The sequence below is a fragment of the Geomonas azotofigens genome, from assembly GCF_018919395.1.
GTDB classification, from domain to species: domain Bacteria; phylum Desulfobacterota; class Desulfuromonadia; order Geobacterales; family Geobacteraceae; genus Geomonas; species Geomonas azotofigens.
This window is the reverse complement of the sequence record NZ_JAHLME010000002.1, coordinates 47,417-62,142: the sequence shown is the minus strand read 5'-3', so window position 1 is coordinate 62,142 and position 14,726 is coordinate 47,417. Positions and strand designations below refer to the sequence as shown.

Annotated in this window: 14 protein-coding genes; 7 read left to right on the top strand and 7 right to left on the bottom strand. The window is 62.6% G+C overall.

The window, feature by feature from the left end; genetic code table 11:
- Window positions 1-30: 30 nt before the first annotated feature.
- From KOL99_RS05340 to modC, 3 genes are all read left to right on the top strand, one after another.
- Window positions 31-1,680: a methyl-accepting chemotaxis protein gene (locus tag KOL99_RS05340; protein WP_236025829.1), complete on the top strand. Its 1,650-nt coding sequence runs from the start codon at window positions 31-33 to the stop codon at window positions 1,678-1,680.
- Between the two features lie 434 nt (window positions 1,681-2,114).
- Window positions 2,115-2,798, top strand: a complete 684-nt coding sequence (gene modB, locus KOL99_RS05335; RefSeq protein WP_216509454.1) for a molybdate ABC transporter permease subunit — start codon at window positions 2,115-2,117, stop codon at window positions 2,796-2,798.
- A gap of 1 nt (window position 2,799) precedes the next feature.
- A complete protein-coding gene (gene modC, locus KOL99_RS05330; protein ID WP_216509453.1) occupies window positions 2,800-3,858 on the top strand; it encodes a molybdenum ABC transporter ATP-binding protein in 1,059 nt (352 codons plus the stop codon).
- Window positions 3,859-3,872: 14 nt separating this feature from the next.
- On the opposite strand, the gene mnmA is transcribed toward modC, so the two are convergent.
- The 7 genes from mnmA to KOL99_RS05295 form a co-directional block, all read right to left on the bottom strand.
- Window positions 3,873-4,943, bottom strand: coding sequence for a tRNA 2-thiouridine(34) synthase MnmA (mnmA, locus tag KOL99_RS05325; protein WP_216509452.1), 1,071 nt, complete (start codon window positions 4,941-4,943; stop codon window positions 3,873-3,875).
- 240 nt (window positions 4,944-5,183) lie between these two features.
- Complete coding sequence (locus KOL99_RS05320) at window positions 5,184-5,408, bottom strand: sulfurtransferase TusA family protein (RefSeq protein ID WP_216509451.1); 225 nt, start codon at window positions 5,406-5,408, stop codon at window positions 5,184-5,186.
- Window positions 5,409-5,429: 21 nt separating this feature from the next.
- Window positions 5,430-6,380, bottom strand: coding sequence for a 4Fe-4S dicluster domain-containing protein (locus KOL99_RS05315; protein WP_216509450.1), 951 nt, complete (start codon window positions 6,378-6,380; stop codon window positions 5,430-5,432).
- A 100-nt stretch (window positions 6,381-6,480) separates the two neighbouring features.
- On the bottom strand, window positions 6,481-6,888 hold the full coding sequence (locus KOL99_RS05310) for a M67 family metallopeptidase (protein WP_216509449.1): 408 nt from the start codon (window positions 6,886-6,888) through the stop codon (window positions 6,481-6,483).
- A 1-nt stretch (window position 6,889) separates the two neighbouring features.
- Entirely contained in the window at window positions 6,890-7,702 is an 813-nt protein-coding gene (locus KOL99_RS05305) for a HesA/MoeB/ThiF family protein (protein WP_216509448.1), read from the bottom strand.
- Complete coding sequence (gene thiS / locus KOL99_RS05300) at window positions 7,699-7,914, bottom strand: sulfur carrier protein ThiS (protein WP_216509447.1); 216 nt, start codon at window positions 7,912-7,914, stop codon at window positions 7,699-7,701. Before thiS ends, KOL99_RS05305 begins: the two co-directional genes overlap by 4 nt.
- A 48-nt stretch (window positions 7,915-7,962) precedes the next feature.
- Window positions 7,963-9,216: an O-acetylhomoserine aminocarboxypropyltransferase/cysteine synthase family protein gene (locus KOL99_RS05295; RefSeq protein ID WP_216509446.1), complete on the bottom strand. Its 1,254-nt coding sequence runs from the start codon at window positions 9,214-9,216 to the stop codon at window positions 7,963-7,965.
- Between the two features lie 576 nt (window positions 9,217-9,792).
- Between KOL99_RS05295 and cysK the strand changes: the two genes are divergently transcribed.
- The 4 genes from cysK (at window position 9,793) to KOL99_RS05275 (ending at window position 14,726) form a co-directional block, all read left to right on the top strand.
- Window positions 9,793-10,746, top strand: a complete 954-nt coding sequence (cysK, locus tag KOL99_RS05290) for a cysteine synthase A (RefSeq protein WP_216509445.1) — start codon at window positions 9,793-9,795, stop codon at window positions 10,744-10,746.
- Window positions 10,747-11,173: 427 nt separating this feature from the next.
- Window positions 11,174-12,424, top strand: coding sequence for a Ni/Fe-hydrogenase cytochrome b subunit (gene hybB / locus KOL99_RS05285; RefSeq protein WP_216509444.1), 1,251 nt, complete (start codon window positions 11,174-11,176; stop codon window positions 12,422-12,424).
- Window positions 12,425-12,603: 179 nt separating this feature from the next.
- Window positions 12,604-13,086 (top strand): thermonuclease family protein, encoded by a 483-nt coding sequence (locus KOL99_RS05280; RefSeq protein ID WP_236025827.1) that lies wholly within the window; start codon window positions 12,604-12,606, stop codon window positions 13,084-13,086.
- Between the two features lie 491 nt (window positions 13,087-13,577).
- Window positions 13,578-14,726, top strand: a complete 1,149-nt coding sequence (locus KOL99_RS05275) for an iron-containing alcohol dehydrogenase (RefSeq protein ID WP_216509442.1) — start codon at window positions 13,578-13,580, stop codon at window positions 14,724-14,726.

The following is a 14,726-nucleotide window of genomic DNA, read 5'->3' as shown; positions in this document are numbered from 1 at the left end:
TTTGCAACCATCCCTTCTTAGAGGTGTGCGATGAGGCAATCCTCCATCTCCCGGTTCAGCGTGTTGCAGCAAATAGTCTTTCTGGCGCTTGTCTGCGTGGTCGGTCTCACCTTCGTTTCCGTCACCGCGTACTCCATCATCAACCGCGTCAAGGTGAACGGGCCGATCTACAACGAGCTCGTGCAGGGCAAGGACCTGGTCGCCGACATCCTGCCCCCGCCCGAGTACATCATCGAGTCGTACCTGGTGGTGCTCCAGGCCGCGCGGGAGACCGACCAGGGCAAGGTTCGGGCCCTGCAGGACTCCTTCAAGAAGCTCAAGGGGGAATATGACGAGCGTCACGCCTACTGGGGCAAGGAGCTCAAGGACGGCGAGGAGAAGCGGCTCATCGGGGAGACCTCCTACCGTCCCGCGATGCAGTTTTACCAGGTCGCGCAGTCCGAGTTCTTTCCGGCGCTACTCTCCGGCGACCAGGCCAAGGCAAGCCAGGCGGTGGCGACGCTGGCGGGGCTTTACGAACAACACCGCGCGAGCATCGACAAACTGGTCCAGTTGACCAACGCCAACGGCACGGCCCTCGAGAAGAGCACGGGGGCCGAACTCAGCCGCTCCACCGCGCTGCTCGTCGCGCTCTGCCTCGCCGTCACCCTGGGCTGTCTCGTTTTGAGCGCGTTCATCATCAGGAACATCCACGGCACCTTCCTTGCCTGCACCTCGGTCATGGACCGCATCGCCGAGGGGGACCTGTCGGTCGAGGTCTCCGTGCAGGGTGGCGGGAGTGTCAGAAGCATGATGATCAGCCTGAAAACGATGGTGGACCGTTTCAGCGAGGTGATGCGTCAGCTCCATGCCACCTCCGCGACCCTGGTCGGCGCCGCCGACCAGCTGTCGGTAGCCTCCGAGCAGATCGCCGGCAACGCCGGGCACGCGGCCACCGAAGCGGTCACCATGGCCACCGCGAGCGAAGAGATGGCGGCCACCTCGCACGAGATCTCGCGCAACTGCCAGCACGCCGCCGAGAACTCGCGCTGCACGAGCAGCATCGCCGAGACCGGCGTAACGGTGGTCGCCGGCACCATCACCGTGATGGAGCAGATCGCCGAGCGGGTCAAGGGGCTGTCCGGGACCGTGGAGCAGTTGGGGCAGCGCAGCGATCAAATTGGCCAGATCATCGGCACCATCGAGGATATCGCCGACCAGACCAACCTCCTGGCCCTGAACGCCGCCATCGAGGCCGCGCGCGCCGGCGAACAGGGGCGCGGCTTCGCCGTGGTGGCCGACGAGGTGCGGGCGCTCGCCGAGCGGACGACCCGGGCCACCCGCGAGATCGGCGACATGATCAAGACCATTCAGCAGGAGACCAGGGGGGTGGTGGTCGCCATGGAGGAGGGGGTGCACGAGGTGGAGGCCGGCACCACCGAGGCGACCAAGTCGAGCGCCGCGTTGCGCGAGATCCTGGACCAGGTCAACATCGTCGCCGGCGAGATCGTGCAGATTGCCCAGGCCGCCGAGGAGCAGACGGCTACCACCGGGATGATCAGCGGCAACATCAGGCAGATCACCGATCTCGTGCAGGGGACCGCCGAAGGTTCTCACCAATGCGCCGGGCAGGCCGCCCAGCTCACCGTCTGCGTCAAGGACCTTGAGCGGATCATGAACCAGTTCAAGCTGGCCGTTTAACCGGATCTTGGTTGCCGGAAAAGGAGAGGGCGCCCGTCCCCACGGCCGCCCTCTCTCTATTTTTGAAAGCTGTGTCCGGGTCAACTGCTGCTGGCAACGTTGATTTGATTAGTCCACTAAGCCCTGTACTTGGCCTCACCCTTCCTTGCTTTACCAAGGTTCACCCGGGAATTCCGTGGACCCGATCTGCTGTCCACCAAGAGAGCACGAGAAGCCGCGTCCCCCCCTTTTTGACGGGGAGACAGAGGGGATTTGCCTTTGGTTTCTGCCTGCAACTAAACCGAACCTGCCCCGAATTTCAGCAGTTCGGCCTCGACCGGCTGCGCTTTTCCCAAAGCGTCTCCCCTTGAATCGCCCATTTCCGCGCCACTTGCGGCGTTTACCGTATCTGGAACAAAACCTGCTACCGGGATGGCATCACAGCGAGGTGAACCATGCCCGTCCTGAGCAGTACCGATTTCGATGCCATTGTCCTCTCCATCAAAGTCGCCCTCACCGCGACCCTGCTCAGTCTTCCCTTCGGCTTTCTCTACGCCTACCTGATGACCTTCTTCAAGTTCAGGGCCAAGGTGCTGCTCGAAGTACTGGTGAACCTCCCGCTTACGTTGCCGCCGGTGGTCATGGGGTACCTGCTCCTCCTCGCCCTCGGCAAGAACGGTTGGTTCGCCCCCCTGTTGGATTTCCTCGGGGTGCGCCTCATCTTCACCTGGAAGGCCGCCGTGCTGGCTTCCGCGCTGGTCGGATTCCCTTTGCTGGTGCGCTCCATCCGTCTCGCCATGGAATCGATCGACGGTCGCCTGATCCAGGCATCGCGCACGCTGGGGGCCGGTTCCCTCGACTCGCTGCTGACCGTGATCCTTCCCCTGTCCCGCACCGGTCTCGTCGCCGGCTCGTCGCTCATGTTCGCCCGCAGCATGGGTGAGTTCGGCGCGACCATCATCGTCGCCGGCAACATCCCCGGGGTCACCCGCACCATCCCGCTCGCCATCTACGACTACGCGGGCTCACCGGACGGCGAGCCCGCGGCGCTGGTATTGTGCGTTGTGGCCATCGCCCTTTCCGTGCTGGTGCTGCTGGTTCACGAGAGTCTCACCAGGAAACTCGCCAGGAGGCAATGACATGGAACTGAGTATGGCGGTATCCAAGCGGTTCCCCGGCTCCTTCGAGCTGAAGACGGACTTCACGGTCGCCGGAGAGCAGGTAGGCGTTTTCGGAGTGTCCGGGAGCGGCAAATCCACTCTCGTCGGCCTCATCGCCGGGCTCCTCGAACCGGACCGAGGGGAGATCGTCCTCGACGGCGACTGCCTGTTCAATAGCGAGCGGGGCATCAACCTGCCGCCGCAGCAGCGCAGGGTCGCCATCGTTTTCCAGGACAGCTGCCTCTTTCCGCACCTCAGCGTGGAGGCGAACCTCCTCTACGGTTATCGGCGCTGCCCGGCCCGGCACCGTCAGATCGACGTCAAGAGCCTGGTGTCCGTGCTTCAGCTGGACGGTCTGCTCGACCGCGGCGTGAACCGGCTCTCGGGCGGGGAGAAACAGAGGGTTGCGCTTGGCCGCGCCATCCTGGCCAACCCGCGCCTGCTGCTTATGGACGAGTCGCTGTCCGCCCTCGACGACGCCCTCAAGCTGCAGATCATCCACTACTTGAAACGCGCCAGTGAAAAGTTCCGGATTCCCTATCTTTTTATTTCACATTCCCTGCTGGAGGTACGGCTGCTGACCGACCAGGTGCTGGCCATGGGTGGGGGGAGGGTGCTCGGGCAGACCACGCCGGAGCAACTGGCCCGTGAGCGGATGGGGCAGAGCCAGGTGGGCTACATCAACCTGCTGCAGGTGGAGAAGTTGCGCAAGATGGGGGGGCTGTACGTGTACCGGTGGGGGATGGAGGAACTTTTCGTCTCGGCTGGGGATGACGAGGCTATGGCGGTGTTCGAGCTCTCCTCCAGGGATATCATCCTGTTCACCAGGCACCCCGAGGCGGTGAGCGCGCGCAACCTCCTCAAGTGCACCGTGATGGACACCTTCCCCTCGGGGAACAAGGTGGGGGTGGAACTGCGCTGCGGCCACGAGACGCTGATCGCGGAAGTCGTGGTGCAGGCCGCCGACGACCTCGCCATCCAGGCGCGCAACGAGGTCTACGCCGTGATCAAGGCATCGTCCTTCCGCCGCCTGAGCTGAACCGTGACGGCACTCTAGAGGATCCAGCCGCCGCCGACCACCATGTCTCCGTCGTAGAGCACCACGGCCTGCCCGGGGGTGACACCGGCCTGCGGGGCGTCGAAGTCGACGCGCAGCCTGCCGTCACGGCACAGTTCGGCGCGGCACGGCACCGGCTGCTGCCGATAACGGATGCTGCAGGCGCCGCGGAAGGTCCCGGTGACGGGCGCGTCGGTCCACGTGAGTTGCTCGGCCATGAGGAAGTCATTACGCAAATCCTCTTTCGGACCGACGACCACCCTCGCGTTGGCGGTATCGATGCCGGTGACGTAGAGCGGCTCCTTCCAGGCGATGCCCAGTCCGCGCCGCTGTCCCACGGTGTAGCGGTGGATGCCGTCGTGGCGCCCAAGCGGCGTGCCGTCACGGTCGACGATCTCGCCCGCGCGCGGGGTGACGCCGCTTTCTTCCAGGAACCGCACGTAGTCGTTGTCCGGGATGAAGCAGATCTCCTGGCTCTCCTGCTTTTGCGCCACGGGAAGATTGAAGCGTGCGGCGAGCTGCCGCACCTCGGGTTTTTCCAGGTGTCCCACCGGAAAGATGGTGCGGGCGAGCTGCCGCTGGTTCATGCCGAAAAGGAAGTAGGTCTGGTCCTTGCGGGGATCGAGACCCTTGCGTAGCCGGTAGGTGCCGCAGGCGTCGGGCTCGATGCGGGCGTAGTGGCCGGTGGCGAGGAGGTCTGCGTCGAAGGAGGCGGTCATCTCCAGGAGCAGTCCGAACTTGATCCTCTCGTTGCAACGCGCGCAGGGGTTCGGCGTCCTGCCGGCCCTGTATTCCGAGATGAAGTCGTTGATGACCAGTTCCTGGAAGCGCTGGCGCAGGTCCACCACCTGGAACGGGATACCCAGGCGCTTCGCGACGCGCGCGGCGTCCATGACGTCGGTGAGGGAGCAGCAGGTTTTCCCGCCCGACGGCGTCTGCTCGGGGCGCTCGTAGAGCTGGAGGGAGACACCGATGACGTCGTGCCCCTGTTCTTTCAGAAGAGCGGCGGTCACCGATGAATCGACGCCGCCGCTCATTGCCACAACAACTCGCTTTTTACCTGACATCGTCTTCTTTCCGTCGATCCGGATGTTTCCGCACTGCGGCCGGATCATTCATAAATCATCTCTCCACACGCCCTCTCCCTCCGGGAGAGGGCGTGGGTGAGGGCGTTGCGGCATGCCGGGATTTCGCTCCGTGGTGTTCCCCTCACCCGCCCTTCGGGCACCCTCTCCCGGTGGGCGAGGGGATGGTGGCGGAGGTGGGGTTTATCCCCCGTAGCCTTGGCGCAGGGGAAAGGGGGCGGGCTACTCCGCCCCCTTTTCCAGCGTGAGCACGTAGTAGCCGTCCTTTTCCTGCAGGCCGAGCAGCTTGTGCCCCTCGTCCTTCAAGCTCCTGGGGACGTTCTTGACCGGCTCGCCGTCGTCCAGGAGGAACTCGACGGTGGTTCCCGCCTCGATGTCCTCGAGTTCCAGCTTGGCCATCACGAAGTTGGTGGGGCAGGTGACCCCCCTGAGATCGATGCTTTGCATGGTATTCCCTCGTTTTCTTCTTTAAGCCTGCTGGCCGGGAAGCGGCAGCTGGGTCTGGATGATTTGCGGGGCGATGGTTTCCTGCACCACGTACTCCGGGAAGTCTGCGCGCAGGCGCTCAAGGAGCGACTGCCAACCCTCCCGGATGATGATGTCGCCCAGGCGCACGCGCCCGGCTCCCTCCGCCTTCTCCTGGTACCAGGCGAGCACCACCGCGATGAAGTCTACCACGCGCTCCTCCGGGACAAAGGTGGCGTAGAGCGTTCCCACTAATGGCTGGCGCCCCCACTTGCCGCCGATCCTTACCGTGTACCCTTTCTTCTCGGCGCTCCAGGCGCCGGTCGGACAGACCTTGATGCAGTCACCGCAGTAGATACACTTGGCTGCGTCGAAGACCGGCTTGTTGTCGGTGCCCATGGAGAGGGCCCCCTCGGTGCAGGACTTGGCGCACAGACCGCAGCTGATGCAGCCGTCCGCGTCCAGCTTTGGCCACACCGCTCCCTGGAAGCCGACGTCGTTGATGGCGGACTTGGGGCAGTCGAAGGGGCAGCCGGCGAAACAGACCTTGAACTTGTGGTGCCCGGTGGCGGTGCCGAACAGCTTCTGATCCACCTCCAGCGCGGACTTCTGGGTGTCGACCAGCCCGTTGGGATTGTACTCGCAGCCGCCGCAGGCGGTGGGGACGCGCACGCGGGCGCCGCAGGAGGCGACCTTCTGCTGCTCCTCGCCCAGTTCGGCGACCACCGCGTCGAAATCGGAGAAGTTGATGTTGATCAGCTCGATGGACTGGCGCACCGACAGGTGCACGTACCCTTTGCCATATTTCTGCGCCACCGCCGCGATCTTGGACAGCCGGTCCACCGACATCCTGCCGCCAGGTACGCGCAGGCGCACCGTAAAGAGGTCCTTGCCACGCTCCTTGATGAAGCCGCCGGCCTTCAAGTTTTTCAGATCGATCTTCGGTTCTGCCACGTTTTCTCTCCTAGGTTCAAAAGCAGTTACTGGGATAAAGGGGATACAAGGGTTAAAAGCCTTTCGGTACCGGGTGTTGCCGTTATCCCCTGTATCCCTTTTATCCCTGTTGAATGATGTTGATGTCCACCGCTTCAACCACGCCCGCTGCGATCCTAAACGCCTTGGCCACCGGCAGTTCCCGATTTTCGAGCGACACGATCAGGTGGCAGACGTTGGGGGTCAGGGCGAGGCGGATATCCTCCTGCGAGGGGCGGGCGGGGGACTCCGGGTGGGAGTGATAGATGACCAGCATCTCCTCGCCGGCGGCGCGCATCGCCTTCACCGCCGCGAACTGTTCCTTCGGGTCCATCATGAAGTGCTCGTTGCTCGCATCCGTGTTGGTCATCGGGTAGCGGGAGGCCACGCGGTGCGCCGTACCTCCCATAAGGCCGCACACCTCCAGAGGAAACCCTTCCTGCGCCTGGGCGATTACCGCGTCCAGTATCTCCTTCGGGATCTCCAGCATCTCAGTGTCCGAGGTCGCAGACGGTCATGGCGTCGAGCTCGTCCTTCACTTCGGTGATGGTCGGGTTGTCGCCGCAGATCGGGCACTTCGGGTTTTTCCTGAGGGGGACCTCGCGAAAGCGCATGCGCAGGGCGCTGTAGGTGAGCAGGCGCCCGTGCAGCAGGTCGCCGGCGCCGAGCAGGAACTTGATCGCCTCGGTGGCCTGCAGCGTGCCGATGACGCCGGGGAGGACGCCGATCACGCCGGCGCGCGAGCAGGTCGGGATGACGTCCTTCGGCGGAGGCTCCGGGAACACGCAGCGGTAGCACGGGGACTGCCCCGGGGCCACGGTGAAGGTCTGTCCGTCGAACTGCAGGATGCCGCCGTGGGAGTAGGGCTTGCCCGCCAGGACGCAGGCGTCGTTGATCAGGAACTTCGCCGCGAAGTTGTCGGTGCCGTCGATGATGAAGTCGTAGTCGGCGATCATCGGCAGGATGTTGGCGGCGTTGACCCAGGTCTCGTAGGTGACCACGTTCAGCTCGGGGTTGATGGCCAGCATCTTCTCCTTCGCCGAAAGCACCTTGGCCTTACCCACGTCGGGGGTGCTGTGAATGATCTGGCGCTGCAGGTTGGAGAGGTCCACCTGGTCGGCGTCCGCGATGCCGATGGTGCCTACCCCGGCAGCGGCGAGGTACAGCGCGATAGGCGAACCGAGACCGCCGGCGCCGATCACGAGCACCTTGCCGTTGATCAGCTTGAGCTGCCCTTTGCCGCCGACTTCCTTGAGAAGGATGTGCCGCGAGTAACGGTTAATCTGCTCTTCGGTGAGCTTCACGATCTACCTCCACCCATGAAATAGAGAAATTCGATGTTGTCGCCGTCCTTGACCGTGGTCGCCTCGAAGTCGCCGCGATCCATGATGTCGCCGTTGAGTTCCACGGTGACGTACTCGCGCTGCTCGACCTTGAGGGCCTCGAGCAGGTGGTTGAGGGAGACGGGCGTCTCCTCGGCGATGGTGGCGGGCTTGCCGTTCACAGTCAAATTCATTAGATGTGCTCCTCGTTTAGTAGCATAGATGCTGGGTAAAAAACAGTCTTAAACCCGTTCCAGGGCGGCACGGAAGTCCTCGATGATGTCGGCGGGGTCCTCGATGCCGGCGGAGACCCTGACCAGTTCCTCGCCCACGCCCATGAGCGCCTTCACCTCCGGCGTGTAGTCGGCGCAGATGGTGCTGGCGGGATGGATCACCAGGGTCTTGGTGTCCCCGATGTTGGCGAGGTTCTTGGCGAGCCTCAGGCCGTTGATCAGCCGGAAGGCCGCCGGCTTGTCGGCCAGGCCGAAGGTGAGCAGTCCGCCGAAGCGACCGCCGAACTGGCGCCCGGCAACTTCGTGGAACGGCGAATCCGGCAGGCCCGGGTAGTTGACCCACGCGACTTTCGGGTGCGCCTGGAGAAATCGCGCCAGCTCGAGGGCGTTGGAGCAGTGGCGCTCCATCCTGAGGGCGAGCGTCTCAAGCCCCTCGCCGGACAAAAAGGCGTTGAGCGGCGCGGCACAGGCGCCGAAGTCCTTGTGGATCAGTTTCCTGACCCGCGCGGTGAACGCGAAGTTGCGGTACAAGCGGTGAAACTGCTCGAAGTGGGGGAACTTGTCGCTGCGCCAGTCGAAGCTTCCCGCGTCGATGATCGCGCCGCCGATGGAGTTGGCGGTCCCGTTTATATATTTACTGGTCGAGTGGATGATGAGGTCGGCCCCGAGCTCCCGCATCCGGGCGAGATAGGGTGTGGAGACCGTGGCATCGACCATGAGCGGGATGCCGTGCCTGCGGGCGATGGCTGAAAAGGCCTCGATGTCGGGAACATCCATCTTCGGGTTGCCGATGGTCTCCACGAAGATGAGACGCGTGCTCTCGTTGATCCCTGCTGCCAGGGCCCCAAGGTCGGTCGGGTCGAAAAAGTGGGTCGTGATGCCGTAGTTGGCCAGGGTGTCGTGAAAGAGCGAATAGGTGCCCCCGAACAGGGATGCCGAGGAGAGAATCTCGTCCCCGCTGCGCACAACGGCCATCACCGCGGTGGTGATGGCGGACATCCCGGAGGAGGTGACCACAGCCGCGATGCCGTCCTCTATCACCGCCAGCCGTTTCTCCAGTCCCTCCAGTGTCGGGTTCCCGATCCTCGTGTAGACCGGGCCGACTGCCCGCCCTTTGAAGACGTCCTCCAGTTCTTCAGCGGTCTGGTAGGCGAAGGCCGAGGCCTGTACGATTGGAGGCTTGGTGGCCCCGGACGGACCGAGGCAGGTTCCGCCGTGGATCAGTTTTGTGTCGAATTTCAGTTCCTGTACCGCCTCTGCCACATCTCCTCCGTTTTGCCGATGACCGGTGCGTTGGGCGCCCGCCGATACTGTTGCCGCCCGATGACTGCGGGGGAGATTAATTTTTAAAAGTTACTTTGTCAAGAAATAAATAGTGATTGTCGCAGTTGATTGGTGTTGTTTTTGTTGCGCATTTGTTGTCTCTGATAGCACTTCTGGTCAGGCCGACACTGTAGAGGGTGCCCCAGGGGGCGAGACAGGTGTATGCCGGGCAAAGTGACGGTGTCTCAGGGCGTTGTGCTTTTTTGTTTACTGTAAGGGTATGGTGGGGTTGCCAATGTTCTCTGACATATTTGACGGGGTAGTGCGAGAATTCGATGATGTGGCGGGGGGCGTGGTTCTCTCGCAGGGGCGGGTGTCAACGGCGACAGGTCACAGCGGAAGGGTGTCGATTTTGACAAAACACATCGCCTGGATCAAGTACCGAAATAAAATAGTTGACAATGTTGCAGGTTAAATATAAGAATGTCCAAAACGCACAGAGATTGCACACCATTGCACGGATGATACAGTTGGCCAGGCCAGCGAAGGTAACCACCCGAAAGGAGAACAACCACCATGTCCCGTATCTACCAAGATAACTCCCAATCCATTGGCAACACACCGTTGGTGAGGCTGAACCATCTGACCAAGGGGGCCAAGGCCACCGTCCTCGTCAAGGTCGAGGGGCGCAACCCCGCTTATTCGGTGAAGTGCCGTATCGGCGCCAACATGATCTGGGACGCCGAGGAACGTGGCGTGTTGAAACCCGGGGTCGAGATCGTCGAGCCGACCAGCGGCAACACCGGCATCGCTCTCGCCTATGTCGCCGCCGCGCGCGGCTACAAGCTGACACTGACCATGCCGGAAACCATGAGCATCGAGCGTCGCAGGGTCCTGGCCGCTCTTGGCGCCAACCTGATCCTCACCCCCGGTTCCGCAGGTATGAAGGGCGCCGTCGCCAAGGCCGAGGAGATTGCGGCTTCCGATCCCGCCCGCTACTTCCTGCCGCAGCAGTTCAAGAATCCCGCTAACCCGGCCATTCACGAGAAAACCACCGGGCCAGAGATCTGGAACGATACCGACGGCGCCGTCGATGTCATCGTTTCCGGCGTTGGAACCGGCGGCACCATCACCGGTATTTCCCGCTATCTGAAGCAAACCAAGGGGAAACCGGTCGTTTCCGTCGCGGTCGAGCCGAAGGAAAGCCCGGTCATCACCCAGAAGCTGGCCGGCCAGGAACTCAAGCCCGGTCCGCACAAGATCCAGGGCATCGGCGCGGGATTCATACCGGAAACCCTCGACCTTTCCCTCATCGACCGCGTCGAGCAGGTCGACAGCAGCGAGGCGCTCGAGTTTGCCAAGCGCCTGACCAAGGAGGAAGGACTCCTGGTCGGTATCTCCAGCGGCGCCGCCGTCGCCGCCGCAGTGCGTCTGGCCAACTTGGACGAATTCGCCGGCAAGACCATCGTGGTCATCCTCCCGGACCTCGCCGAGCGTTATCTCTCCACCGCGCTCTTCGAAGAAGCGTAGCCGCAACAACCTCACGTCTGTCCCTCGCCCCGTGTTCCCCCCGGGGCTTTTTTTTGCCTCCCGCTTGCAGAGTGTTCCTCGGGGCAATCGAACTCCCTGCCGGATCGTGGCGGAGTTGGCCGCGAATCACTTAAGATGCCCAATAGTTCCCCCCTTTGCGAAGGGGGGCAGGGGGGATTTGCTTTTTGGACTCATGATTCCCCCCAACACCAAATCCCCTCTGTCTCCCCTTCGTAAAGGCGAGGACGCGGATTCTCAGGTGACACTTCGTGGCGAGCAGATACGACTTGCCCAGAGTTCCCAGTGAACCTGCTAAGGGGAGGGCAGATCTGGATGTAATGATGCCGGTATACGCAACTGTTGACAGCTGCCCCTCTCACCCCGTACACTTGCCACGCTTCATTAGCGTAAGGCGGCAGGGACAGAGATGATCGGTCACAGCACACGCCCCGGTGGCAACGGAAATATCTTCACGAAATCGTTCTTCGTGCTGTCGTCCCTGTCCCTGGTCGGCCTTTTCTTCACCGCGGTCCGCTTCACCAAGGGGATCGGTGCCGTTTCCAACCTCAGCGACGGCTATCCCTGGGGCATCTGGGTCGCCTACGACGTCGCCATCGGTACCGCCGTCACCTGCGGCGGCTACACCGTCGCGTTGTTGAGCTACATCATCAATCGGGGCCAGTACCACACCCTGGTGAAGTCGGCCATCCTCACCAGCCTGTTCGGCTCCTTTCTCGCCGCCTCCTCCATCGTCGTCGAAATTGGCCGCCCCTGGAACGCCCACGGTCTCCTCTCCGCCACCAGCTGGCAGCCACGCTCCGCCTTCTTCGAACTCATGCTCTGCCTCTTTGGCTACCTGGTCGCGCTCAGCCTGGAATACCTCCCCAACCTGCTCGCCTTGATGGGGCGCGGCACGCCGACCGCACTGCGCACCCTGGCGCTGAACGTCCTTCTGCGCAGGGGGCTCGTGTCCTGGCAGCAGGCCGGGGAGGGGAGCACGCCGGTCGCCTCGCGCAGGCTCGGCACCATCATCAACCGGGTCCTGATCTGCTCCGCCGTGGCGGGCATCATCCTCCCCACCATGCACCAGTCCGCGCTTGGCTCGCTGATGCTGATCGCCTCAACCAAGCTGCACCCGCTGTGGCACAGCCCGTTTCTCCCCCTGCTGTTCCTCATCAACTGCATCTACTTCGGCTACGCGATCGTCATCTTCGTCTCCATCCTCTCCTCATTCGTCTTGGGGCGGGGCTTTTACGACGAGGAACTGGCCACTGTCGGCCGGGTCATCCCCTGGCTCACCATGGCGTGGCTCGTGATACGCATCGGCGACGTCATGCGGCGGGACCAGGTGCCCGCGGTCTTTCACGGCGATTTCTACTCCATCTTCTTCCTGGCCGAGTGCTTCCTGATGGGGATCGGCGCCATCCCGCTCTTCCGGGTCGGCAGCAAACATTCGCCGCGCCGACTGTTTCTGGCCGCCGTCGTGATGCTTCTAGGAGGCGGGTTGTATCGCTTCAACGTCTACCTGATCGGTTTCAACCCCGGCACCGGCTGGCACTATTTCCCTTCCTTCGCCGAGGTGATGATCGCCGTCGGCATAGTATCCGTGGAAATACTTGCGTACCAGTTGCTGATCAAGCTTCTTCCGCCACTTCCCGCGCAACGGGCGCGCTATTGAGCATTGCTTTGCCTATTTTCTTTTGCTACCATGGCGCACGGATTCGCAATCAACCGGTCGTGACGGTGGGAGGGGGGGTGTAGTTGAAAAAAGCCGGCTGTTTATTGGCGCTATGGTCGTGCCTGCTTCTTGTCGTTGTTCCGGCCCATGCCCAGAACGACCCGCACCATTCAGGTCACATGATCGAAGGACTGGTGGTCGGGGTCAGCGAAGGCGACCGCCTCACCGTCAACTCCTATGGCACCGAGATTCCGGTACGGCTCTACGGCATCGCGGCACCGCAAACCGCCAAGATCGACAAGTTCACCGGCTGGTACCGGCCGGGCCAGCCTTACGCGGAGGACGCCTTCCGCGCCCTCTCCCTCAAGGTGTTGCACCAGGTGGTGCGCATCGATATCCGCGAGACGCTGGTCTTTAAGACGGAACCCACCCAGGTCGCCGTGGCCGTGGTCTATCTGGACGGCCGCAACATAAATCTCGAGATGATCAACGACGGCTGGGCCTGGGCCTACCGCAGGATCCTCAGCAGGGCCGATCATCCGCACTACATGGGCACGGAACGGATGGCGCGCGCCAAGCGCAACGGCCTCTGGGTCCAGGAAAGTCCCCAGCCGCCGTGGGAGTTCAAGCCGCAACTCAAGGTGAAGGCCAAGCAGAACTGATCTCCAAACAGCCGCCCCCTTCCTGAAGCCACATCGTCGTCCCCGGTCGATCGGCCATCCCCCTGTTTACACTTGAATAGAATGCGCGCCCCCCACCGCCCGCGTCGATACCGCATTTATCCGCCCCAGCGCCGCAAACTCCCATTCCCGCGAGGCTTTCTCCACGCACCTGCCGCGTCCGATGCAGGCACTCAATCCGCACTGGTACAAAATAGTACGATTTTTGTGTTCCAAAAGATGACGGTTGTTAGATATAGTGACACTGTCACCGTTTGGTGCGGCGCGGTGTTCCAAATCGAGTCGCTTTTTTTTGCAGATCGTAAAAAGCCGTCTCATTGTTTTGTATTCAACGGATTACCCGTCTTCCTCATTAAATATTCCGGCGCCGCGCACCCCGCTGGGGGCGGCTTGGTATCGATCTTGCCTGTGTATACGTTGTCCAAGGGCGCAGCCGCGCCCCAAGCAGAGCACGTTTCAGGAGTCACAGCGAAATGGAAATCAGCAAGTTCGTAGCACCGGAAATTATCTTCGGCAGGGGATCCCTGAGCCAGATCGGGGAAAGCGTCGTACGCCTTGGCGTCTCCAAGGTTTTCCTGGTAAGTGACGACGACGTCATCTCGGCCGGTTGGGTCGACGCCGCGGTCGAGTACCTGCGCGCGGTCGGGCTCGATACCGTCATCTTCTCCAGCCTGACCACCAACCCCAAGGATTGCGAGGTCACCGAGGGGGCCGCCAAGTATCTCGCCTCCGGCTGCGACGGCATCGTTTCGGTCGGCGGCGGCAGTCCTACCGACGTCGCCAAGGCCATCGCCACCCTCGCTTCCAACGGCGGACGCCTGAAGGATTACGAGGGGATCAACAAGATCTCCACGCCGCTTCCTCCCATGGTCATCGTACCGTCGACGGCGGGGGCGGGGTCCGAGGTGAGCCAGTTCACCATCATCGTGGATACCGACCGCAAGCTGAAGATGTCCATCATCTCCCGTTCCCTCATCCCGGATATCGCCATCGTCGACCCGGAACTGCTCAAGACCAAGGACGCCAAACTCGCCGCGGCGACCGGTGTCGACGCGCTCACCCACGGCATCGAATCATACGTCTCGCTGGCCGCGACGCCGCTCACCGATATCCACGCCCTGAAGGCGATCCAGCTCATCTCCAGGAACCTGAGAAGGGCGGTCGCGGAGCGCGGCGACATGGAGGCCAACACCAACATGGCCATGGCGAGTCTCACCGCCGGCCTCGCCTTCTCCAATGCCATCCTCGGGGCCGCCCACGCCATGACCCACCAGGTCGACGGCCTGCTCGACCAGCACCACGGTGAAACCAACGCCTCCATCCTCCCGCACGTGATGCGCTTCAACCTGCAGGCCTGCCCGGAGCGGTTCCGTGACATCGCCGTCGCCATGGGGGAGGACGTTTCCGGCCTCGACCTCACCGCCGCCGCCGAGCGTTCCATCGATGCGGTGCAGCGCCTCATCGAAGACATCGGTCTCGCCAAGGGGCTCTCCGAACTCGGGCTCAAGGAGGAATTCATCCCGCTCTTGAGCGAGAACGCCACAAAGGATGCCTGCCTGGTCACCAACCCGCGCTACGCAACCCGCGAGCAGATCGCGCAGATCTACCGCAACGCCATGTAG

What these genes read in the sequence shown, in the direction of transcription:
- KOL99_RS05340 (WP_236025829.1), top strand. Translation starts at nt 31, where the DNA reads ATGAGGCAATCCTCCATCTCCCGGTTCAGCGTGTTGCAGCAAATAGTC.
- modB (WP_216509454.1), top strand. Translation starts at nt 2,115, where the DNA reads ATGCCCGTCCTGAGCAGTACCGATTTCGATGCCATTGTCCTCTCCATC.
- modC (WP_216509453.1), top strand. Translation starts at nt 2,800, where the DNA reads ATGGAACTGAGTATGGCGGTATCCAAGCGGTTCCCCGGCTCCTTCGAG.
- mnmA (WP_216509452.1), bottom strand. Translation starts at nt 4,943, where the DNA reads ATGTCAGGTAAAAAGCGAGTTGTTGTGGCAATGAGCGGCGGCGTCGAT.
- KOL99_RS05320 (WP_216509451.1), bottom strand. Translation starts at nt 5,408, where the DNA reads ATGCAAAGCATCGATCTCAGGGGGGTCACCTGCCCCACCAACTTCGTG.
- KOL99_RS05310 (WP_216509449.1), bottom strand. Translation starts at nt 6,888, where the DNA reads ATGCTGGAGATCCCGAAGGAGATACTGGACGCGGTAATCGCCCAGGCG.
- thiS (WP_216509447.1), bottom strand. Translation starts at nt 7,914, where the DNA reads ATGAATTTGACTGTGAACGGCAAGCCCGCCACCATCGCCGAGGAGACG.
- cysK (WP_216509445.1), top strand. Translation starts at nt 9,793, where the DNA reads ATGTCCCGTATCTACCAAGATAACTCCCAATCCATTGGCAACACACCG.
- hybB (WP_216509444.1), top strand. Translation starts at nt 11,174, where the DNA reads ATGATCGGTCACAGCACACGCCCCGGTGGCAACGGAAATATCTTCACG.
- KOL99_RS05280 (WP_236025827.1), top strand. Translation starts at nt 12,604, where the DNA reads ATGATCGAAGGACTGGTGGTCGGGGTCAGCGAAGGCGACCGCCTCACC.
- KOL99_RS05275 (WP_216509442.1), top strand. Translation starts at nt 13,578, where the DNA reads ATGGAAATCAGCAAGTTCGTAGCACCGGAAATTATCTTCGGCAGGGGA.